This is a genomic window from Streptomyces sp. NPDC050315 (assembly GCF_040655775.1).
Classification (GTDB): domain Bacteria; phylum Actinomycetota; class Actinomycetes; order Streptomycetales; family Streptomycetaceae; genus Streptomyces.
Map to the genome: position 1 here is coordinate 510,008 of NZ_JBFAKN010000004.1, position 20,265 is coordinate 530,272.

Sequence of the window (20,265 nt, forward strand, 5' to 3'; positions counted from 1 at the left end):
AACCAGCACCGCGTCCCGGCCGTTGATCGGATACGGCACGCACCGGAGCCGGAAAGGGCGCCGGTGCCTGCGAGACCCATGGACCGACGCGGAGGCAGCACAATGGCGGGATTTCTGGACCGTGCCAAGGAGCAGGCGCAGCGTGGCCTGGCTCAGGGCAAGCAGAAGATGGACGAGGTGCAGCAGCAGCGCGCGGGCGCCGATCTGCTGAAGCGGCTGGGCGCCGCGTACTACGCGGAGCGGCGCGGCAGCGGCTCGCCGGAGTCGACGGCGGCGGCGCTGCAGGCACTGGAGGCGTACATCGCCACGCACGGGGACGGCGTTCTGCGCGGCCAGTAGGACGGTTCGCGGCCAGTAGGACGGTTCCGGAAGGACGCCCGCGTTCCCTCGTATCCCCTGTGCGAAACCGCCCCGGTAGGGACATATGTCCAGCGTATGCCCCGTAAGCGGCCGCTTCGGCTCGCATTGACCGCGAACTGCTGACCTCATACCTCCCGTTCCAGTACAAGCGATGAAGGGCCTGTGACCGATCCGGCCGGGGTCCGGCCACAGGCTCTTACGAGGCGGTGCGCGGTCGGCGGCCGCCGTGTCACCGGAACGGGAGCCGTTCATGGCCACACCCATGTCAGCGGACAGATTCCTCGAAGCGCTGCGGGACGAAGGGCTGCGCGTCGTCGAGGTCGGCGACTGGCGGACGCACAACCGCAACCACAAGGGCCCCTGGGGCGGGGTGCACGGCGTGATGGTCCACCACACCGTGACCTCGGGCGCCGAGGAGACGGTACGGATCTGCTACGACGGCCACCCGGACCTGCCGGGCCCGCTGTGCCACGGCGTCATCACCAAGGACGGCACGGTCCATCTGGTCGGTCACGGCCGCGCCAACCACGCGGGGCTCGGCGACGGCGACGTCCTGCGGGCGGTGATCGCCGAGCGGCGGCTGCCGCCGGACAACGAGGCCGACACCGACGGCAACCGCGTCTACTACGGCTTCGAGTGCGAGAACCTCGGCGACGGCAAGGACCCGTGGCCCGACGCGCAGCTGGAGGCCATCGAGAAGGCGGCGGCCGCCGTGTGCCGGGTGCACGGCTGGAACGAGCGCTCGGTGCTCGGCCACCTGGAGTGGCAGCCGGGCAAGGTCGACCCGCGCGGCTTCACGATGGACTCGCTGCGCGAACGCATCGGGAAGCGCCTGAGGTGACAATGGGGGCGTGACCAGCGCTGTCCCCGACCCGAAGACGCTGCGGCCGCACCTGCCGTCCCCGGTACAGGAGATCGAGGACAACCGGTTCGCGCGCCGCGGCGTACGCCTGCTGCTCAAGCGGGACGACCTGATACACCCCGATCTGCCGGGCAACAAATGGCGGAAACTGGAGCCCAACCTCCGCGCCGCCGCCGCGTCCGGGGACCGCACGCTGCTCACGTTCGGCGGCGCGTACTCCAACCACCTGCGCGCCACCGCCGCGGCGGGCCGCCTCCTGGGCCTGGCCACGATAGGCGTCGTACGGGGCGAGGAGCTGGCGGACCGGCCGCTGAACCCCTCACTGGCCCGCTGTGCCGCCGACGGTATGCAGCTGCACTTCATGGACCGCGCCCGCTACCGCCGCAAGGACGACCCCGAGCTGCTCGACGCGCTGCGCGCCCGCTTCGGGCCGTACCGGCTGGTCCCCGAGGGCGGCAGCAACGCCCTCGCCGCCCGCGGCTGCGCCGCGCTGGGCCAGGAGCTGGCCGGGGCCGCCGACGTCGTCGCCGTGGCCTGCGGGACCGGCGGCACCCTCGCGGGGCTGGCCGCGGGCCTCGCCCCGGGGCAGCGGGCCCTCGGCTTCCCCGTACTGAAGGGCGGCCCCGGGCCCGATCACTTCCTGGCAGCGGACGTACTCCGCCTCCAGGAGGCGGCCTTCGGGGGGCGACGCGGCGACTGGCGGCTGGAGACCGCGTTCCACTGCGGCGGCTACGCCCGCAGCACGCCCGCGCTGGAGGACTTCGCCGCGGACTTCGAGGCGCGGCACGGTCTGCCACTGGAGCGGGTCTACGTGGCGAAGCTGCTGCTGGGCCTGACCACGCGTACCGAGGAGGGCGCGTTCGCACCGGGCACCACGGTGGCCGCGGTGATCACCGGCACCCCCTGAAGCGCACCGCCTACTCGGGGCTCACCGTCTCCCGGTACGCCGCCGCCTCCTCCAGGTCCAGCCGGCGCAGCAGCGTGCGCAGCATCTCGTCGTCGATCCGCCGCGCGTCGCGCAGCTCCACGAAGACCGCGCGCTCCGCGCCGATCATCTCCCGGGCCAGCCGCAGGTAGGTCGCCTCCACCGACTCCCCGGTCTCGGCGTTCGGCGGCCCCAGCCGCTCCCAGACGGCGTTGCGGCGGCGCTCCAGCACGGTCCGCAGCCGGTCCTCCAAGGGTCCAGGCAGCGCGTTGCGCGAGTCCTCCAGGAGTTCATGGAGCCGCCGCTCCGCCGCGTCCGACGCGTCGTTCTGCGCCTGCGCCTCGGCCAGCGTCTCGGCCTGCGGGTCCGGCCGGGGCAGCCTCAGGAGGCGGATCAGCGGCGGCAGCGTCAGCCCCTGGACCACGAGGGTGCCGATGACCGTGCTGAAGGTCAGGAAGAGCACCAGGTTGCGCGCCGGGAAGGGCTCGTCGCCGTGGATCGTCAGCGGGATGGAGAAGGCGATCGCCAGTGAGACCACCCCGCGCATCCCGGCCCAGCCGACGATCACCGGCGCCGTCCAGGTCGTATCGGGCTCCCGTTCCCGGATACGCGCCGACAGCCACCGCGGCACGTACGTCGCGGGGAACACCCATACGAAGCGCGCCAGCACCACCACGGCGAACACCACGAGGGCGTACGTGAGCGCCTGCGCGGTGCTGAACTCCCCCAGCCCCCGCACCACGACCGGCAGCTGCAGCCCGATGAGCGCGAAGACCGTGGACTCCAGCAGGAAGGAGACCATCGTCCACACCGCGGCCTCCTGAAGCCGCGTCTCGAAGCCCACCTGCCAGGAACGGTGTCCCAGGTACAGCGCGACCACCACGACGGCGAGCACCCCGGAGGCGCCGACGTGCTCGGCCACCGAGTACGCCAGGAAGGGGATGAGCAGCGACAGTGTGTTCTCCAGCACCGCGGAGTCGCGCAGCTTGCAGCGCAGCCAGTGCAGCGGCCCCATGAGGACCAGCCCGATCCCGATGCCGCCGACCGCCGCGATGCCGAACTCCTTCAGGCCGCCGGCCCAGGTCGCGCCCTCCCCGACGGCCGCGGCCAGCGCCACCTTGTAGGCGGTGATGGCGGTGGCATCGTTGACCAGCGACTCGCCCTGCAGGATGGTCGTGATCCGGCCGGGCAGCCGCAGCCTGCGGGCGATGGCGGTGGCCGCCACGGCGTCCGGGGGCGCGACCACCGCACCCAGCACGAGGGCCGCGGTCAGCGGCAGGTCCGGGATGACGAGGTACGCGGCGTACCCGACGGCCAGCGTCGCGAAGAGCACGTAGCCGACCGACAGCAGCGCCACCGGACGCAGATTGGCCCGCAGGTCCAGGTACGAGCTGTCCAGGGCCGCGGTGTGCAGCAGGGGCGGCAGCAGCAGGGGAAGCACGATGTGCGGGTCGAGCGGGTAGTCGGGGACGCCGGGCAGGTACCCCGCGCCGAGCCCGGCCGCGACGAGCAGCAGGGGCGCGGGCACCGGAGTGCGCCGCGCCAGTCCCGCGACCGCCGCGCTCCCGGCGACCAGCAGCAACAGTGGCATCACATCCATGGCACGACCCGTCCCCGCGCGTTCCGGCTAATCTGGCAATCATGAGCGAGTGCCCGCACGTTCTCGAACTGCCGCGCCCCGAACCGGCCGCGCTGAGCGACACCTGCCCCGAGTGCCTCGCCGTCGGCAGCCACCCCGTGCAGCTGCGGCTCTGCCTGGCCTGCGGCCACGTCGGCTGCTGCGATTCCTCGCCGTACCGGCACGCCACGGCGCACTTCGAGGCGACCGGACACCCGGTGATGCGCGCCTTCGGAGCGGGCGAGGACTGGCGCTGGTGCTTCGCCGACAAGGCGCTGGTCTGAGCGCTTCCCCGTTGGCGCGGTGACCGCACGGCGCCCGGCGCCGGTTGTCAGTGGCGCCCGCTAGCCTTCACGGCATGATCCGCACTGCGACACCCGCCGACGTCCCGGCGATCCACGCCATGATCCGCGAGCTCGCGGAGTACGAGCGCGAGCTGGAGTCGGCCAAGGCCACTGAAGAGCAGCTCCGCGACGCCCTGTTCGGCGAGCACCCGGCCGTCTTCGGACTGATCGCCGAGGAGTCCGGCACCCCGGTGGGCTTTGCCCTGTGGTTTCGCAACTTCTCCACGTGGACGGGCACGCACGGTGTCTATCTGGAGGACCTGTACGTCCGGCCCGCGCACCGCGGCGGCGGACACGGCAAGTCACTGCTCGCCGCGCTGGCGCAGATATGCATCCGCCGTGGATACGGACGTTTTGAATGGTCAGTCCTGGATTGGAATGAACCGTCCATCGGTATATACAAGTCGATCGGTGCTCAGCCCATGGACGAATGGACCGTCTTCCGGCTCACTGGAGAGGCACTGCACGAGCTCGCGGCAACTGCAGATGCCAACGCAGCGTAACCAGCGCCGATTTGGCAGTGCAGACCCCTAGCCACTGTCCGTACCCGTAGGCTTACAATGAGTGACACTCGTGGGTTTGCGGGACACTGCGAGTCCCACCGTCGTGCCCGGTCGGCAGCCACGCCGATCCCGGGCGACATTGCACCGCAGATCGCGATAGCGTCGCACAGCGCATGCGCTGTGCCGGGTGGCCGTTCCTTCCGCCGGGAGGATCAGGTCCGGCATGAATATCAGCTCAATCAGCTTGTGTCACCTTGGAGGTGAGGGTGTCCCAGATCGCAGGCGAGCCCGGGAATCAGGACTTCGTGGAAGTCCGGCTGCCCGCTGCGGGTGCCTACCTTTCGGTGCTGCGCACGGCCACGGCCGGACTGGCAGCCCGGTTGGACTTCACCCTCGACGAGATCGAGGATCTGCGTATCGCCGTCGACGAGGCGTGCGCGATCCTCCTGCAGCAGGCCGTCCCCGGCAGTGTGCTGAGCTGCGTCTTCCGGCTGATCGACGACGCGCTGCAGGTGACCGTATCGGCTCCCACCACCGACGGGCGCGCTCCAGAGCGCGACACCTTCGCCTGGACGGTGCTCTCCGCACTGGCCGGCAAGGTCGACTCCACCGTCGCCGAGGACCAGACGGTCAGCATCAGTCTGTACAAGGAGCGCGGCGCCGGTCCCGGACCGTCATGACCGAAGAGGGGGCCCTGTGAAGGATCTGGAGCGCGGCGCGCGGATGGAGCCGAGACTGGCCATCCCCGAGCAGCAGGCCCGGCCGCACCCGATGGGCACGGACGACCTCAGCGGCCGGTTGAACGCGGCGGAGCAGGCAGAGCGGGCGGACCACATGGACCAGAGCGAGCAGCAGCGGCAGCAGCAGGATCCGCAGCATCACCCCCACGATGCGCACGATCCGCACGACCGCAGTGGTGCCCGCGCGATGTTCTACGAGCTGCGCAAGCTTCCGGAGGGCTCCGACGAGCGCGCGGAGCTGCGCAACACCCTGGTCCGGATGCATCTGCCCCTGGTGGAGCATCTCGCCCGGCGCTTCCGCAACCGCGGCGAGCCGCTGGACGACCTGACCCAGGTCGCCACGATCGGCCTGATCAAGTCGGTGGACCGGTTCGACCCGGAGCGCGGCGTGGAGTTCTCCACGTACGCCACCCCGACCGTGGTCGGCGAGATCAAGCGGCACTTCCGGGACAAGGGCTGGGCGGTCCGCGTGCCGCGCCGCCTGCAGGAGCTGCGGCTGTCGCTGACCACGGCGACCGCGGAGCTCTCCCAGCGGCACGGCCGTGCCCCCACGGTCCATGAGCTGGCCGAGCATCTGCGCATCTCCGAGGAGGAGGTGCTGGAGGGCCTGGAGTCGGCGAACGCCTACAGCACCCTCTCGCTGGACGTGCCGGACACCGACGACGAGTCCCCCGCGGTCGCCGACACCCTGGGCGCCGAGGACGAGGCGCTGGAGGGCGTCGAGTACCGCGAATCCCTCAAGCCGCTGCTGGAGGACCTGCCGCCGCGCGAGAAGAAGATCCTGCTGCTGCGCTTCTTCGGCAACATGACCCAGTCGCAGATCGCCCAGGAGGTGGGCATCTCCCAGATGCACGTCTCCCGGCTGCTGGCCCGCACCCTGGCCCAGCTCCGCGACAAGCTGCTGGTCGAGGAGTAGCGGACCCTCCGGCGGGGCGGGAGACCGCCGGATCCGCCGCACTCCGGACCACGACCGCGCAACGGGCGCGGGCGCACCGACACCCACAGGGCTCCGCCGAGAGCCCGACGGGCCCGGTGCGCCCGCGCCCGTCGGCGTACGGTCTTCCCGCACGCCCGCACGCCCGCACGCCCGCACGCCCGCACGCCCGCACGCCCGCACGCCCGCTCGTACGAGGGCCTACGGCTTTCCGGCACGCCCCGCGTACGGCTCTCCGGAGCGCCCTCGCGAGTACCGGCGTACGGGACTGGGCGACCGCCGCGGCGCGCAGCGAGCGCCCGCCGCCCACGCGGCCCCTACAAGCCGGCTCGCGACTCGGCTACGCGTCCTCGCGCGGCCCGATCCCCAGTGCCTCGGTGGCCGTCGGATTGACCAGCAGGCCGAGTACGACGAAGGCGACGACGGCCAGGAGCACGCCGCCCGCGAGCAGCGCGCCACCGCCGTTGATCAGCGTCCAGGCCACCGGCAGCGCCACGATCTGAGTGATCAGCGAGGGCCCGCGGCTCCAGCGCCGCCGCAGCCACAGCCCGCGCGCGGAGAGCAGCGGCAGCAGCGCGAGCACGATCACGGTGATCCCGCCCATCTCGGCCTGCTGCGGACTGTCCGGCGAGCCGACGATCCCGTCGACCAGCATGTAGATGCCCAGCGCTGCCAGCGCGAGCCCCTCCAGGCCCGTGAGCACCGCCGCGGCGGTCAGCCGGCGCGGCCGCGGCCCGGCGGGTGCGGGGGCGGGCGTCGGGGCGGCTGGGGTCCGCTTCTGCTTGCTGCTGCTCACCCCAGCAGGGTAGCGCCGGGCCCCGGTCCGCCTGACGGGCAGGGGCTGGGCCCTCGTACTTACAGGTAGGTACCCTGCTCCCCATGCGTGCACTTCTCGTGGTCAACCCTGCAGCCACCACCACCAGTGCGCGCACCCGTGACGTACTGGCCCACGCGCTGGCCAGCGACCTGAAGCTGGAGGTCGCGCAGACCGAGTACAGAGGTCACGCGCGCGACCTCGCCCGCCGGGCCGCGGAGAGCGGCGAGACGGAGCTGGTGGTCGCCCTCGGCGGTGACGGGACGGTCAATGAGGTCGTCAACGGTCTGCTGACCCACGGCCCGGCCCCGGAGGCGCTGCCGCGCCTCGCGGTGGTCCCCGGCGGCTCGACGAACGTCTTCGCCCGCGCCCTGGGCCTGCCGAACGACGCCGTCGAGGCCACCGGCGCGCTGCTGGACGCGCTGCGCGACGGCAGCGAACGCACGGTGGGACTGGGTTTGGCCGCCGGCACACCGGACACTCAGGACGAGATGATTCCGAAGCGCTGGTTCACCTTCTGCGCGGGGTTCGGCTTCGATGCCGGCGTCGTGGGCCGAGTCGAACAACAGCGCGAACGCGGCAAGCGTTCGACCCATGCGCTGTACGTACGACAGGTCATGCGTCAGTTCATGGGCGAGCCGAACCGCCGGCACGGCACGATCACGCTGGAGCACCCGGGCGCCGAACCGGGCACGACGGAAGTGATCGAAGACCTCGTCCTGTCCATAATCTGCAACACCGCCCCCTGGACCTACCTGGGCAATCGCCCGGTCTACCCGTCGCCGCAGGCGTCCTTCGACACCGCTCTGGACGTCTTCGCGCTGAGCAGACTCTCCACCCCGGCGGTCGCCCGGTACGCCTCCCAGCTGCTGGCGTCAACCCCGGACCGCGGCCCACGGGGAAAGCACGCCGTATCGCTTCATGATCAGACGGACTTCACCTTGCATTCACAGGTTCCGCTGCCGTTTCAGATGGACGGCGACCACCTGGGACTGCGTTCCAGCGTGACGTTCACAGGCGTACGCCGTGCACTGCGTGTGATTGTGTGAGCAGTAGGGCCTAAAGTCCTTTCAGTCGAACGTTTAGGCTGACTTCCACCCCCCAGAAGTACGGCTGTGACGCAGCCGACACCAAGGAATCAAAAAAAAGTTTCCGGAAGGGGTTGTATCCGCCGCCGAGGTTTGCGAGTCTCTTCATGGCGATCGGGACGGCCGCTCTTCGGCCCCCTTGAGAGCCCGAATCCCCTCCTCTTTTCCAGGACCGCACCAGCCCCTTGCGGGCGTTCGGCCCTTCCCTTGCGGAGGGATTCGTGAAAGCGTTCACATTCACAAGCAACGTTCCCGTAATACGAGGAGATGGAGCAGCCATGGACTGGCGTCACCGCGCCGTTTGCCGCGAGGAAGACCCCGAGCTCTTCTTCCCCATCGGCAACACCGGTCCTGCGCTGCTGCAGATCGAGGAAGCCAAGGCCGTCTGCCGCCGCTGCCCCGTCATGGAGCAGTGCCTGCAGTGGGCGCTCGAGTCCGGCCAGGACTCCGGCGTCTGGGGTGGTCTGAGCGAGGACGAGCGCCGCGCAATGAAGCGCCGTGCGGCTCGTAACCGGGCGCGCAACGCCAGCGCCTGAACCAGACGCCCCGTGGCATCCGAGCCGCAGCGCGCAGTACCCCCGATGCGCTAAGCAACGTGAGCTTTGAGCCCCGGACCGTAACTCGGTCCGGGGCTTACTGCTGTCCGCGCACGCCTCCGTATGGCCGTACCGGAGGGGGCGCACGGTGGTGCATACCGCGTGAGATACGCCACCAAGCGCGCCGCCCGCGCCGGGGCGCTCAGTGTTTCTTTTCGGCCCGGACCGGGATGTCCAGCACCACCTGGGTGCCGCGCCCGGGGGCCGGGAGCATGTCGAATGTGCCGCTCATCTCACCCTCGACCAGCGTGCGGACGATCTGCAGCCCGAGGTTGCCGGCGCGCTGCGGGTCGAACCCCTCGGGCAGCCCGCGGCCGTCGTCCTGAACGGTGACCCGCAGCCGCGGCTCCGTACTGCTGCCGCCGCGCACCGCGCCCACCTCGACCGTGCCCTGCTCCCCCGGCGCGAAGGCGTGCTCCAGCGCGTTCTGGAGGACCTCCGTGAGCACCATGGACAGCGGGGTCGCGACCTCGGCGTCCAGGATTCCGAAGCGACCGCTGCGCCGCCCGGCCACCTTCCCCGGCGAGATCTCCGCCACCATGGCGAGCACCCTGTCGGCGATCTCGTCGAACTCCACCCGCTCGTCCAAGGTCTGGGACAGCGTCTCGTGGACGATCGCGATGGAACCGACCCGGCGGACCGCCTCGTTCAGCGCCTCGCGTCCCTGTACCGAATCCATCCGGCGGGCCTGCAGCCGCAAGAGGGCGGCAACTGTCTGCAAGTTGTTCTTCACCCGGTGGTGGATTTCCCGGATGGTCGCGTCCTTCGTAATCAATTCGCGCTCTCGGCGTCGCAATTCGGTGACGTCGCGCAGCAGCACGAGCGAACCGATGTGCGTGCCCTTCGGTTTGAGCGGGATGGCTCTCAGTTGAATGACGCCGTCGTCGCCCTCCACCTCGAATTCGCGCGGCGCCCAGCCGCTGGCGAGCTTGACCAAAGCCTCGTCCACCGGCCCGCGCGCGGGCGCGAGTTCGGCGGTGGCCCGGCCGAGGTGGTGGCCCACGAGGTCGGCGGCGAGCCCGAGACGGTGGTACGCGGAGAGCGCGTTCGGGCTGGCGTACTGGACGACGCCGTCCGCGTCGAGCCGGATGAGCCCGTCGCCGGCGCGCGGCGAGGCGTCCATGTCGACCTGCTGGCCGGGGAAGGGAAACGATCCTGCGGCGATCATCTGCGCCAGGTCGGACGCGCTCTGCAGGTAGGTGAGCTCCAGCCGGCTGGGCGTCCGTACGGTGAGCAGGTTGGTGTTCCGCGCGATCACGCCCAGCACCCGGCCATCCCTGCGTACGGGGATGGACTCCACCCGTACGGGAACCTCCTCGCGCCACTCGGGGTCGCCCTCGCGCACGATGCGCCCCTCGTCCAGCGCGGTGTCCAGCATGGGGCGGCGGCCGCGCGGCACCAGATGGCCGACCATGTCGTCCTGGTAGGACGTCGGCCCGGTGTTCGGGCGCATCTGCGCGACGGACACGTACCGGGTGCCGTCCAGGGTGGGCACCCACAGGACGAGGTCGGCGAAGGACAGGTCCGAGAGCAGCTGCCATTCCGAGACCAGGAGATGGAGCCACTCGAGGTCGGAGTCGCTCAGAGCGGTGTGCTGGCGGACGAGATCGTTCATGGAGGGCACGAAAGCGAGCCTACCGGCGTACGGTGTATCCGTTGACCGTGCACAGGCATGGACTGATGCGCATGGTCTAGTCCACAATGAATCGGTAAAAGGCCTCCGCCCTCCCCGCACAGGAGGACGGATAGAGGACCGAGGCGCTCTCTGCCCTGACTGCGCCGCGGCCTCCGATCGGCCGGACCGGGCGCCGCGAGGAACCGCACACCTCACGGCGTGCACCGGCCGATGTCAGCTCCGGGCTGCGGTGCCGGACAGGTTGAGGGTCCTGTCCCGGCGCCGCGGCCCGCGGGTGTTTCCGGGCACATATGACACGTACGAACGGCCCCCGCTCCCCCTGAGGAGCGGGGGCCGTCACCGTTCTCACCAGGGGCAAAAGGTCTGCGGTAGCCCCTCGGGTGGGGAGCGCGGAGCATGGAATTGCGGTGGTGTGTGCGGCTGTGCGCCAAGGGCACTACGGGGCCGTGAAGCCGCTGCTAGAGTGGTCTATACCACTTGCCCCCTCTCCAGAACGGCAGGCCCAGCGTGGAAGTTGTCATCGTCCCGGATGCCAAGGAAGGCGGCGAGCTGATCGCCGAGGCCATGGCCGCCCTGCTGAGGCGCAAGCCCGACGCGCTGCTCGGCGTGGCCACCGGCTCGACCCCGCTGCCCATCTACGAAGCGCTCGCGAACAAGGTCGCGGCGGGGGCCGTGGACGCCTCGCGGGCCCGTATCTGCCAGCTCGACGAGTACGTGGGACTGCCCACGGGCCACCCCGAGTCCTACCGTTCCGTGGTGCTGCGCGAGGTCGTCGCGCCGCTCGGTCTGGGCGCCGACTCCTTCATGGGCCCGGACGGCGCCGCCGAGGACCTCCAGGCGGCCTGTGACGCCTACGACCGCGCGCTGGCCGAGGCCGGCGGCGTGGACCTCCAGCTGCTGGGTATCGGCACCGACGGGCACATCGGCTTCAACGAGCCGTGCTCCTCGCTCGCCTCCCGTACGCGTATCAAGACGCTGACGCAGCGGACCCGGGAGGACAACGCCCGGTTCTTCGACAGCCTCGACGAGGTGCCGCACCACGTCATCACCCAGGGCATCGGGACCATTCTGGAGGCCCGTCACCTGGTACTGCTGGCCACGGGCGAGGGCAAGGCGGACGCGGTGGCGCAGACCGTGGAGGGTCCGGTGTCCGCGCTGGTGCCGGCCTCCGCGCTGCAGCTGCACCCGCACGCCACGGTGGTCGTCGACGAGGCGGCCGCCTCGAAGCTCAAGCTCGCGGACTACTTCCGCGCGACGTACGCGGCCAAGCCGGAGTGGCAGGGGCTGTAAGGCTTCCCGTACGGAACACACAAACGCACTGGTGCCGAGTCCCGCGGGGCTCGGCACCAGTGCGTTTGTTGCGGCCTCAGCCGCCCGTGATGACCTCTGCGGCCGCGCGGCCGCAGACGCGGGCGGCCCCGTGCGTCGCGATGTGCAGCGCTCCGGTGGGCGGCGCCTGCGGGACGCCCATCTCGACCACGACGGTGTCGGGCCGGGCGGCGACGAGGGCGGTGAGGGCTTCGGCCATCCAGGGGTGCCGGTGCACGTCGCGTACCACGGCGACGATCCGGCGATCACCCGCCTCATGCAGCACATTTGATACCATTTCCGGCGTACCGGTCTCGGCGGCGCGGGCGGCGCTGTAACCGCCGGTGTCGGTTCCGGGGAGCAGCCGCGCGAGTTCGGCGGCGACGCCCCAGGGGGTCTCGTCGCCGACGGCGATGTTGGCGACCGGCGTGAAGGCGGCAACGTACGCGGGCGTACGCAACGGCTCGTACGGTCCACCGCTCACCGTCGTGCGCAGCGCCCGGCGAGCGGCCCGCAGGCCGACCTCCGGGTCCCTCGGCGTGCCGCCGGCGACCCCGCGTCCTCCCCTCTCCCGCGTCCACCGGGAGAGCGCGCGGACCCGCGCGGCGGCGTCGGCGAGGCGTTCCTCCGGGAGGGCGCCGGAGCGCACGGCGCGCACCAGGGCGTCGCGGAGGCGGAGGACGGTCGCCTCGTCGGCCAGCCCGCCGCCGACACAGATGGCGTCGGCACCGGCGGCGATGGCGAGCACGCTGCCGCGTTCGATTCCGTACGTAGCGGCGATGGCCCGCATCTCCACGGCGTCGGTGACGATCAGGCCGTCGAAGCCGAGGCCGCCCGCCGCGACGGGCGCGCGCAGCAGGCCGTGCAGGGCGGCGGGGCTGAGCGTGGCGGGCAGGTCGCCGTCCAGGGCGGGGACGAGGATGTGCGCGCTCATGACGGCCTTCGTACCGGCCACGACGGCCGCCTTGAAAGGTACGAGTTCGCGGGCGTACAGGGTGTCGCGGGCGGCGTCGATGCGGGGCAGGTCGTGGTGGGAGTCGACGGCGGTGTCGCCGTGGCCGGGGAAGTGCTTGGTGCAGGCGGCGACGCCGGCGGACTGCATGCCCTGGACGTAGGCGGCGGTGTGCCGGGCGACCAGGTGCGGGTCGGAGCCGAAGGAGCGTACGCCGATGACGGGGTTGCCGGGGTTGGAGTTGACGTCGGCGCTGGGGGCCCAGTTCAGGGTGATGCCGCAGTCGGCGAGGCGGCGGCCCAACTCGCGGGCGACGGCGTGGGTGAGGCCGGTGTCGTCGACGGCGCCGAGGGCGAGGTTGCCGGGGAAGGAGGAGCCGCCGCGTACTTCGAGGCGGGTGACGTCGCCTCCTTCTTCGTCGATGGCGATCAGGATGCCGTCGGTCTCGGCGCGGAGGCGGGCGCTCAGGGCGGCGAGCTGCTCGGGGGTGTGGACGTTGCGTCCGAACAGACCGACGGACGTGAGGCCCTCGCCGAGCCGGCGCAGCAGCCAGTCCGGTGCGTCGGTCCCGGTGAAGCCCGGCTGGAGAACAGCCAGCGCGTCGCGGGTGAGGGTGGCGGCGGAGCGTACGAGCGTCGTCATGGAGCTGCGGGTCCCTTCACTGCGCATGAAGAAGCAGGCGGGCGGGCGGCGGTACCGGACCGGAGGCGGTACCGGACCAGAAGGCGGCGCCGGACCGGTAGGCGGTACTGGACCGGGCGCGGCTTTCATCAGATCGCAGACCGGCGGTCCCGGCGCGGAGGCAGGCGGGCGGTCGCGTCATCCCTTCACCGCGCCCGAGGTGAGGCCGCCGACCGCCTTGCGCTGCAGGAAGAGGAAGAGGATCAGGATGGGCAGGGCGAAGAGGGAGGCGGCGGCCATGGTGGCGCCCCAGTCGTCGCCGAAGTTGGTCTGGAAGCCGGACAGCCACACGGGCAGGGTCTGGGCCGCGGCCTGCTTGTTGAGGATGAGGACGAGGGGGAATTCGTTCCAGGCGGTGATGAAGCCGAAGAGCGAGGTGGCCATCAGCCCGGGGGCGAGCAGCGGGAGGATGATCCTGGTGAATGCCCGGTGGCGGGAGCAGCCGTCGACCATGGCGGATTCCTCCAGCTCCTTGGGGACGGCCGCGATGTAGCCGCGGAGGGTGAGGATCGTAAAGGGCAGCACCATGACCATGTAGAAGAAGGTGAGGGGCAGCAGGCTGTTCAGCATGTCGCCGTCCCGGGCGATCATGTAGATCGCGATGACCATCACCTCCCAGGGCGCCATCTGGGCGATCATGAAGGTGACGATCACGCCGCGGCGGCCCTTGAAGCGCATCCGGGCGATGGCGAAGGACGCCAGCAGGGCGATCACGAGCGACATGCCCACGGCGAGGACGGTCACGGTGACGGAGTTGCCGACATATCGCCAGAAATTCGGGGCGCTGACGGCGGTGCGGAAGTGTTCGAGGGTCGGGGTGAGCGGGAACCACACGGGGTCCTCGCTGATGATGTCGCCGGTCGGCTTCAGCGCCGTACTGAACATCCAGTAGACCGGGAAGAGGAAGCCCGCGGTCAGGAACAGGGCCGTCGCGTTGGGCCAGATCCGGCCGAAGAGACTGCGTTTCATCGCTCGTCCTCCTCCTGCCGGAGCACGATCCGGAGGTAGTACGAGGTCAGGGCCAGCAGGATGAGGATGGTCAGCAGCGAGATGGCCGCGCCCATGCCGTAGTGCTGGTTGCCCATGCCCTCGACGAAGGCGTACACGGGGAGGATCTCGGTGAGCCGCTCCGGGCCGCCCTCATTGATGGCGAACACCTGGGCGAAGGCTTTGAAGACCCAGATGACTTCGAGGAAGGTCGTCGCATAGAGGAACGGCCTGATGAAGGGCAGGGTCACCGAGGTGAAGCTCTTCCACACTCCGGCGCCGTCGAGGGCGGCCGCTTCGTAGAGCTCCTTGGGGATGGTGGTCGTCGCTGCATAGAGGTTGATGGCGACGAAGGGTACGGACTGCCAGACGACCAGGACGGTGATGACGAAGAAGGTGGAGAACTGGCTGCCGGTCCAGTTGAAGTCCGCCATGCCGTGCCATCCGAGGCGGTCCAGTACCCAGTTGACGACACCGAAGCGCTGCGCGAAGAGCCACTGGTAGACGGTGGTGGCGGCGATGACGGGCATGGCCCAGGCCAGGACGAGCCCGAACAGGAGGGTGAGCCGCATACGGGGGCCGAGCCGGGCGAGGAGCAGCCCGGTGAGGGTGCCGATGGCCATGATGAGGGCGACGTTGGCGGCGGTGAAGAGGAGGGAGCGGAGCGAGACCCGCCAGAACTCCTCGTTGCCCAGGACCTCGCCGTAATTGTCCAGGCCGTTCCACTCGGTGGCGTGCTGGATCAGCTGTCCCATGTTGAGGTTCTGGAGGGACAGCAGTCCGTTGGTGACCATGGGCCAGCCGAGGAAGACCGCGGTGACGGCGAGCGCGGGCAGCAGCAGGAGGTACGGCCCGTATGCGCGGCGCCGCACTTCTTTGGCGGGCCGCGGCGCTTCCTTTACGGGCCGTACCGCCTTACGGGGCCGTACGTCGGTGGTGCTCGTGCTCACTGCTGCTGGCCGAGGCGCTTGTTGAACTCGCCCTCGACCTGCCGGGCGGCGTCCATCGGGGACTTACCGTTCAGGACGGCGGTCATGTACGTCTTGATCGGGTTGGGCGGGTTCTCCACGGCGCCCCATTCGGGGATGAGCGGGGTGGTGCCGCCGCCGGCGACGGCGGGCGCTGCCGCCTCGGCCGCCGGGTTGCCCTTCAGGGCGCTCTGCAGCGACTCCTTGTTGGGGATGACGCCGCCTTCCTGGGCGAGCTGTCCCTCGTACTTGTCGGAGAGCGCGATCTTCAGGAACTTCTTGGCGAGGTCCTGCTTCTGGCTGCCGGCGGCGACGGCGAGGTTGGAGCCGCCGAGGAAGACGCCTTCCGGCGTCCCGGCGGTCTCACCGGGGATGGTGAAGTAACCGATGTCCTTCTCGATCTTCGGGTTGGCCTTGATGGCGATGCCCGATTCCCAGCCCATGCCGATGAACGCGCCGGTCTTCCCCTTGGCGAAGACCTCGCCCTGTTGCGGGGTGGCCTCGTCCTTGTCCTTCGGGGCCTTGCTGAAGGACTGGTACTGCTTGTAGATGTCCATGGCCTTGGCGACCTTGGGGTCGGCGAGGTTGGAGACCCACTTGCCGCCCTGCTTCTTCACCAGGTCGGCCTTGGTGCCGATGGTCAGGCCGTCGAAGAAGTACCAGTTCTGGCCGGGCAGGTAGAGCGGCTCGGCGTCGGTCTTCTTCTGGATGGTGTCCAAGTCCTTGAAGAACTCGGTGCGGGTCTTCGGCGTGTCCTTGATGCCGGCCTCGGCCCAGATCTTCTTGTTGTAGATGACGACGCGGTTGGCGGCGTACCAGGGCGCTGCGTACTGCTTGCCCTGGTAGACGGCCGACTTGTTCAGGGACGGCGTCCAGTCGGCGCCGATCTCCTTCTTCAGGTCGTCCAGTTCGGCGAGGCCGGAGGTCTTGGCGTAGGCGGGGGTCTGGGTGTTGCCGACCTCGATGACGTCCGGCGGGTTCTCCTCGGAGAGTGCGGTGGTGATCTTCTGCTGAATGCCGTTCCACTTCTGGATCTCGATGTTCAGCTTGGCTCCGGTCTTCTTCTCGAAGGCGGCCGTGACATCCTTCGTCCAGCCCGGTGGGGTGGAGCCGTCCATGACCCATACGGTGAGGCTCTTCTCGTCCGCCCCCGCCGACTCGCCGGACCCGCAGGCCGCGACACTTACCAGCATTCCCGCGACTGCCGTCGCCGCGATCAGCCCACGCTTCACAGCACACTCCCCTAATGGCTATGTGTGGTCTTTAATGGTTTAGACCAGTGCCCGCAGCTTGGCCTAGACCTTTAGGGGTGTCAAGAGGTGTATAAGAGTCGCTGTCGGCTCCGTTACCGGACCGACATCCGGCAGGCGCGGACCTGCGAGGGAGCATCGGCACCCCACCCGTGCCACGATGTGAGCCGCTACGTACGGAGGAGCCGGTGACGACAGCACGAGTGGAGTCGGAAGGGCGGGGCATGGAGACCGACGAGGCCGGCGCGGAGTCCGGCAGCGGAGCCGCGCGCACCGCGCGGGTGCCCAAGTACTACCGGCTCAAGCGGCACTTGCTGGAGATCACCGAGACGCTGCCGCCGGGCACCCCCGTACCGCCCGAGCGCACCCTGGCCTCGGAGTTCGACACCTCGCGGACGACCGTGCGGCAGGCCCTGCAGGAACTGGTCGTCGAGGGACGGCTGGAACGCATCCAGGGCAAGGGCACCTTCGTCGCCAAGCCCAAGGTCTCCCAGGCGCTGCAACTGACCTCCTACACGGAGGACATGCGCGCCCAGGGCCTGGAGCCCACCTCGCAGCTGCTGGACATCGGGTACGTCACCGCCGACGACCGGCTGGCCGGGCTGCTGGACATCGCGACGGGCGGCCGGGTGCTGCGCATCGAACGGCTGCGGCTGGCCAGCGGCGAGCCGATGGCGATCGAGACCACGCACCTGTCGGCCAAGCGCTTCCCGGCCCTGCGCCGCAATCTCGTCAAGTACACGTCGCTCTACACCGCGCTGGCCGAGGTCTACGACGTCCGCCCGGCGGAGGCCGAGGAAACCATCGAGACCTCCCTCGCCACCCCGCGCGAGGCCGCCCTGCTGGGCACGGACGTGGGCCTGCCGATGCTGATGCTCTCCCGGCACTCCCTGGACCCCCAGGGCGAACCGGTCGAGTGGGTGCGCTCGGTGTACCGCGGCGACCGGTACAAGTTCGTGGCCCGGCTGCAGCGGCCGAACGACTAGCGGTACGGGCGGGGAGGCGGCGGCCCGCCCGGCGTCGAAACGGAAGTGCACATCCCCGTCACCCTGGTTGTCCACAGGGTGTAGCGCACGTCACATTCCCTGCTTTACGGTCCTTCCGTCACCGTCAGGACGGGAGGACGGCCAGTGCGTACGACATCACCGCGAACGATCGTCATCTGGACAGCCGTTGCGCTCATCGGCGCCGCCGGCTGGACCCTGCTCGCACTGGGCCGCGGCGAGGAGGTCTCCGCGGCCTGGATGGTGGCCGCCGCGCTCGGCACGTACGCCATCGCGTACCGCTTCTATTCGCGGTTCATCGCCACGCGCGTGCTGCGGGTCGACAAGAACCGCGCCACCCCGGCCGAGCGGCTGAACAACGGCATCGACTTCCACCCCACCGACCGCCGCGTCCTGCTCGGCCACCACTTCGCGGCCATCGCGGGCGCGGGACCGCTGGTCGGACCGGTGCTCGCGGCGCAGATGGGGTATCTCCCCGGCACGATCTGGATCATCGCCGGGGTCGTCTTCGCGGGCGCCGTGCAGGACATGGTGGTGCTCTTCTTCTCCACCCGGCGGGACGGGAAGTCGCTGGGCCAGATGGCGCGCGAGGAGATCGGCCCGTTCGGCGGGGCCGCGGCGCTGCTCGCCGCCTTCGCCATCATGATCATCCTGCTCGGCGTACTGGCCCTGGTGATCGTCAACGCGCTGGCCGCGTCCCCCTGGGGCACCTTCTCCATCGGCATGACGATCCCCATCGCGCTGATCATGGGCGTCTACCTGCGCTTCCTCCGCCCCGGCCGGATCACCGAGGTCTCCCTCCTCGGCATCGCCCTGCTGCTCCTCGCCCTCGTCGGCGGCCGCTGGGTCGCGGAGTCCTCCTGGGCCGACACCTTCACCCTCCAGCCGAAGACCCTGGTCATCTGGCTGGTGGCATACGGCTTCGTCGCCTCGGTGCTCCCCGTCTGGACCCTGCTCGCGCCCCGCGACTACCTCTCCACGTTCATGAAAATCGGCACGATCGCCCTGCTGGCCCTCGGCGTGGTGATCGCTCTGCCGACGCTGCAGATGGACGCGGTGACGGACTTCGCGGGCCGCGGCGACGGCCCGGTCTTCGCCGGCTCCCTCTTCCCGTTCGCGTTCATCACGATCGCCTGTGGCGCGCTGTCCGGCTTCCACGCGCTGATCTCCTCGGGCACCACACCGAAGATGGTGCAGAAGGAGACCCAGATCCGGATGATCGGGTACGGCTCGATGCTGATGGAGTCGTTCGTCGCGGTGATGGCGCTGGTGGCCGCGTCCATCATCGACCCCGGCCTGTACTTCGCGATGAACGCGCCGGCGGGCGTCATCGGCGACTCCGTCCAGTCCGCTTCCCAGGCGGTCGCCCAGTTCGGTTACTCGATCTCCCCGGACCAACTGGCGGCCGCGGCCAGGTCCGTGGAGGAGCAGACACTGCTCTCCCGGACGGGCGGCGCGCCCACACTGGCCGTCGGCGTCTCGGAGATCTTCTCGCAAGTGGTGGGCGGCGCCGGGATGAAGGCGTTCTGGTACCACTTCGCGATCATGTTTGAGGCGCTGTTCATCCTGACGGCGCTGGACGCGGGCACGCGAGTGGGCCGCTTCATGCTCCAGGACATGCTGGGCAACGCCTACAGGCCGTTCCGGGACGTCAGTTGGAAGCCCGGGCTGATCCTGTGCAGCGCGGCCGTGGTGGGCCTGTGGGGGTACTTCCTCTGGGTGGGCGTCCACGAGCCGCTCGGCGGCATCAACCAGCTCTTCCCGATCTTCGGCATCTCCAACCAGCTGCTGGCGGCGGTCGCGCTGGCGGTGTGCACGACGCTGCTGGTGAAGTCCGGCCGGCTGAAGTGGGCCTGGATCACGGGCATACCGCTGGCCTGGGACGCGGTGGTGACGCTCACCGCGAGCTGGCAGAAGGTGTTCTCCGGCGACCCGAAGGTGGGCTTCTTCACCCAGCGCGCGATCTACCAGGACGCGATCGACGCGGGGAAGGTCCTGCCGCCCGCGAAGTCGATGGACGACATGCACACGGTCGTCACCAACTCCACGGTGGACGGCGTGCTGTCAGCCGTACTGGCCCTGCTGATCGTCGTAGTGATCGCCGACGCGACCCGCGTCTGCATCCGCCACCTCCGCACTCCCAACGCAACCCCCCTGCACGAGGCCCTCTATGTCCCCTCCCGTCTCATCGCCCCGGCCGGCCTGATAGCCACCCCGGAGGAGAAGGCGGAGCTGGCGGCGGCCGGGGACGAGGGGGCCAGGCGGTGAGGACGTGAGCGAGCCGACGCGGAGGGCAGGCGGGGCGCCGCAGTGGCGGGCCACCGTGGCGCGGTGGGCGCGCGGCGTCCGGTGGTACGTGCGGGAGTTGACCGGCGAGTCGGCGTACGACCGGTACGTCGAGCACCTCCACCGGCACGCCCCGGACGCCCCGGTACCGACACGCGCCGAGTTCGAGCGCCGCAGGACGGACGCGAGGGAGGCGGACCCCCGCTCGGGCTTCCGCTGCTGCTGAGAGGGGCGGGTGGTGGAGGGGCAGGAGGTTCCCCCGCACCGCCTCCGCCCGGATCCCCGCGGTGGCTGCGCTGCGCCGTGGTGGTTGCGCCGCGTCGCCCGCGCCGTCTCCGCTGCGTTCCCCGCCCCCGCCGGCGGCGCCGCGTGCCCCGCACCGTATCCGCCGCGTTTCCCGGGCCGCCTC

At 70.3% G+C, this 20,265-nt stretch carries 20 protein-coding genes; 13 read left to right on the forward strand and 7 right to left on the reverse strand.

Going from position 1 to position 20,265, the window contains the following annotated elements; all coding sequences use genetic code 11:
- The first annotated feature begins 102 nt into the window (after nucleotides 1–102).
- The 3 genes from AB0I82_RS17545 to AB0I82_RS17555 all read left to right on the forward strand — a co-directional run bounded on the left by AB0I82_RS17545 (nucleotide 103) and on the right by AB0I82_RS17555 (nucleotide 2,129).
- Nucleotides 103–339 carry a hypothetical protein gene (locus tag AB0I82_RS17545; protein WP_363258129.1) on the forward strand — a complete coding sequence of 79 codons (237 nt, stop codon included), beginning with the start codon at nucleotides 103–105 and terminating at the stop codon, nucleotides 337–339.
- Between the two features lie 271 nt (nucleotides 340–610).
- On the forward strand, nucleotides 611–1,201 hold the full coding sequence (locus tag AB0I82_RS17550; protein WP_363258130.1) for a peptidoglycan recognition family protein: 591 nt from the start codon (nucleotides 611–613) through the stop codon (nucleotides 1,199–1,201).
- A 10-nt stretch (nucleotides 1,202–1,211) separates the two neighbouring features.
- Nucleotides 1,212–2,129 carry a pyridoxal-phosphate dependent enzyme gene (locus AB0I82_RS17555; RefSeq protein WP_363258131.1) on the forward strand — a complete coding sequence of 306 codons (918 nt, stop codon included), beginning with the start codon at nucleotides 1,212–1,214 and terminating at the stop codon, nucleotides 2,127–2,129.
- Nucleotides 2,130–2,139: 10 nt separating this feature from the next.
- Here AB0I82_RS17555 and AB0I82_RS17560 read toward each other — a convergent pair whose 3' ends face one another.
- A complete protein-coding gene (locus tag AB0I82_RS17560) occupies nucleotides 2,140–3,747 on the reverse strand; it encodes a Na+/H+ antiporter (RefSeq protein ID WP_363258132.1) in 1,608 nt (535 codons plus the stop codon).
- Between the two features lie 41 nt (nucleotides 3,748–3,788).
- On the opposite strand from AB0I82_RS17560, the gene AB0I82_RS17565 reads away from it, so the two are divergent.
- The 4 genes from AB0I82_RS17565 to AB0I82_RS17580 all read left to right on the forward strand — a co-directional run bounded on the left by AB0I82_RS17565 (nucleotide 3,789) and on the right by AB0I82_RS17580 (nucleotide 6,268).
- Entirely contained in the window at nucleotides 3,789–4,049 is a 261-nt protein-coding gene (locus AB0I82_RS17565; RefSeq protein WP_363258133.1) for a UBP-type zinc finger domain-containing protein, read from the forward strand.
- A 74-nt stretch (nucleotides 4,050–4,123) separates the two neighbouring features.
- Nucleotides 4,124–4,612: a GNAT family N-acetyltransferase gene (locus tag AB0I82_RS17570; protein WP_363258134.1), complete on the forward strand. Its 489-nt coding sequence runs from the start codon at nucleotides 4,124–4,126 to the stop codon at nucleotides 4,610–4,612.
- Nucleotides 4,613–4,878: 266 nt separating this feature from the next.
- Nucleotides 4,879–5,292 carry an anti-sigma regulatory factor gene (locus tag AB0I82_RS17575; RefSeq protein ID WP_030264314.1) on the forward strand — a complete coding sequence of 138 codons (414 nt, stop codon included), beginning with the start codon at nucleotides 4,879–4,881 and terminating at the stop codon, nucleotides 5,290–5,292.
- Nucleotides 5,293–5,335: 43 nt separating this feature from the next.
- Complete coding sequence (locus AB0I82_RS17580; protein WP_363258406.1) at nucleotides 5,336–6,268, forward strand: RNA polymerase sigma factor SigF; 933 nt, start codon at nucleotides 5,336–5,338, stop codon at nucleotides 6,266–6,268.
- A gap of 358 nt (nucleotides 6,269–6,626) precedes the next feature.
- On the opposite strand, the gene AB0I82_RS17585 is transcribed toward AB0I82_RS17580, so the two are convergent.
- Nucleotides 6,627–7,082, reverse strand: a complete 456-nt coding sequence (locus AB0I82_RS17585; RefSeq protein WP_363258135.1) for a hypothetical protein — start codon at nucleotides 7,080–7,082, stop codon at nucleotides 6,627–6,629.
- Between the two features lie 83 nt (nucleotides 7,083–7,165).
- Between AB0I82_RS17585 and AB0I82_RS17590 the strand changes: the two genes are divergently transcribed.
- A complete protein-coding gene (locus tag AB0I82_RS17590) occupies nucleotides 7,166–8,149 on the forward strand; it encodes a diacylglycerol kinase family protein (RefSeq protein ID WP_363258136.1) in 984 nt (327 codons plus the stop codon).
- A 317-nt stretch (nucleotides 8,150–8,466) separates the two neighbouring features.
- Nucleotides 8,467–8,724, forward strand: coding sequence for a WhiB family transcriptional regulator (locus tag AB0I82_RS17595; RefSeq protein WP_003983230.1), 258 nt, complete (start codon nucleotides 8,467–8,469; stop codon nucleotides 8,722–8,724).
- 202 nt (nucleotides 8,725–8,926) lie between these two features.
- Here the strand turns inward: AB0I82_RS17595 and AB0I82_RS17600 are convergent, their stop codons facing one another.
- Nucleotides 8,927–10,399 (reverse strand): PAS domain-containing sensor histidine kinase, encoded by a 1,473-nt coding sequence (locus tag AB0I82_RS17600; RefSeq protein WP_363258137.1) that lies wholly within the window; start codon nucleotides 10,397–10,399, stop codon nucleotides 8,927–8,929.
- A 528-nt stretch (nucleotides 10,400–10,927) separates the two neighbouring features.
- On the opposite strand from AB0I82_RS17600, the gene nagB reads away from it, so the two are divergent.
- Entirely contained in the window at nucleotides 10,928–11,710 is a 783-nt protein-coding gene (nagB, locus tag AB0I82_RS17605; protein WP_363258138.1) for a glucosamine-6-phosphate deaminase, read from the forward strand.
- Nucleotides 11,711–11,786: 76 nt separating this feature from the next.
- Here the strand turns inward: nagB and AB0I82_RS17610 are convergent, their stop codons facing one another.
- From AB0I82_RS17610 to AB0I82_RS17625, 4 genes are all read right to left on the reverse strand, one after another.
- Nucleotides 11,787–13,322, reverse strand: coding sequence for a glycoside hydrolase family 3 protein (locus AB0I82_RS17610; protein WP_363258139.1), 1,536 nt, complete (start codon nucleotides 13,320–13,322; stop codon nucleotides 11,787–11,789).
- Between the two features lie 177 nt (nucleotides 13,323–13,499).
- Nucleotides 13,500–14,330 (reverse strand): carbohydrate ABC transporter permease, encoded by an 831-nt coding sequence (locus tag AB0I82_RS17615; protein WP_363258140.1) that lies wholly within the window; start codon nucleotides 14,328–14,330, stop codon nucleotides 13,500–13,502.
- Nucleotides 14,327–15,298 carry a sugar ABC transporter permease gene (locus tag AB0I82_RS17620; RefSeq protein WP_363258141.1) on the reverse strand — a complete coding sequence of 324 codons (972 nt, stop codon included), beginning with the start codon at nucleotides 15,296–15,298 and terminating at the stop codon, nucleotides 14,327–14,329. Before AB0I82_RS17620 ends, AB0I82_RS17615 begins: the two co-directional genes overlap by 4 nt.
- Nucleotides 15,295–16,548, reverse strand: coding sequence for an extracellular solute-binding protein (locus AB0I82_RS17625; RefSeq protein ID WP_363258142.1), 1,254 nt, complete (start codon nucleotides 16,546–16,548; stop codon nucleotides 15,295–15,297). The genes AB0I82_RS17620 and AB0I82_RS17625 overlap by 4 nt, the downstream gene beginning before the upstream one ends.
- 242 nt (nucleotides 16,549–16,790) lie before the next feature.
- Here AB0I82_RS17625 and AB0I82_RS17630 point away from each other — a divergent pair, with 242 nt between their 5' ends.
- The 3 genes from AB0I82_RS17630 to AB0I82_RS17640 all read left to right on the forward strand — a co-directional run bounded on the left by AB0I82_RS17630 (nucleotide 16,791) and on the right by AB0I82_RS17640 (nucleotide 20,082).
- Complete coding sequence (locus tag AB0I82_RS17630) at nucleotides 16,791–17,552, forward strand: GntR family transcriptional regulator (RefSeq protein ID WP_223736780.1); 762 nt, start codon at nucleotides 16,791–16,793, stop codon at nucleotides 17,550–17,552.
- A gap of 144 nt (nucleotides 17,553–17,696) precedes the next feature.
- Nucleotides 17,697–19,838, forward strand: a complete 2,142-nt coding sequence (locus AB0I82_RS17635; RefSeq protein WP_363258143.1) for a carbon starvation CstA family protein — start codon at nucleotides 17,697–17,699, stop codon at nucleotides 19,836–19,838.
- Between the two features lie 55 nt (nucleotides 19,839–19,893).
- Nucleotides 19,894–20,082, forward strand: coding sequence for a YbdD/YjiX family protein (locus tag AB0I82_RS17640; RefSeq protein ID WP_363258407.1), 189 nt, complete (start codon nucleotides 19,894–19,896; stop codon nucleotides 20,080–20,082).
- The last annotated feature ends 183 nt before the right edge of the window (nucleotides 20,083–20,265 follow it).

What these genes read in the sequence shown, in the direction of transcription:
- AB0I82_RS17560 (WP_363258132.1), bottom strand. Translation starts at nt 3,747, where the DNA reads ATGGATGTGATGCCACTGTTGCTGCTGGTCGCCGGGAGCGCGGCGGTC.
- AB0I82_RS17615 (WP_363258140.1), bottom strand. Translation starts at nt 14,330, where the DNA reads ATGAAACGCAGTCTCTTCGGCCGGATCTGGCCCAACGCGACGGCCCTG.
- AB0I82_RS17590 (WP_363258136.1), top strand. Translation starts at nt 7,166, where the DNA reads ATGCGTGCACTTCTCGTGGTCAACCCTGCAGCCACCACCACCAGTGCG.
- AB0I82_RS17570 (WP_363258134.1), top strand. Translation starts at nt 4,124, where the DNA reads ATGATCCGCACTGCGACACCCGCCGACGTCCCGGCGATCCACGCCATG.
- AB0I82_RS17595 (WP_003983230.1), top strand. Translation starts at nt 8,467, where the DNA reads ATGGACTGGCGTCACCGCGCCGTTTGCCGCGAGGAAGACCCCGAGCTC.
- AB0I82_RS17610 (WP_363258139.1), bottom strand. Translation starts at nt 13,322, where the DNA reads ATGACGACGCTCGTACGCTCCGCCGCCACCCTCACCCGCGACGCGCTG.
- AB0I82_RS17600 (WP_363258137.1), bottom strand. Translation starts at nt 10,399, where the DNA reads ATGAACGATCTCGTCCGCCAGCACACCGCTCTGAGCGACTCCGACCTC.
- AB0I82_RS17580 (WP_363258406.1), top strand. Translation starts at nt 5,336, where the DNA reads ATGGAGCCGAGACTGGCCATCCCCGAGCAGCAGGCCCGGCCGCACCCG.
- AB0I82_RS17565 (WP_363258133.1), top strand. Translation starts at nt 3,789, where the DNA reads ATGAGCGAGTGCCCGCACGTTCTCGAACTGCCGCGCCCCGAACCGGCC.
- AB0I82_RS17630 (WP_223736780.1), top strand. Translation starts at nt 16,791, where the DNA reads ATGGAGACCGACGAGGCCGGCGCGGAGTCCGGCAGCGGAGCCGCGCGC.
- AB0I82_RS17545 (WP_363258129.1), top strand. Translation starts at nt 103, where the DNA reads ATGGCGGGATTTCTGGACCGTGCCAAGGAGCAGGCGCAGCGTGGCCTG.
- AB0I82_RS17550 (WP_363258130.1), top strand. Translation starts at nt 611, where the DNA reads ATGGCCACACCCATGTCAGCGGACAGATTCCTCGAAGCGCTGCGGGAC.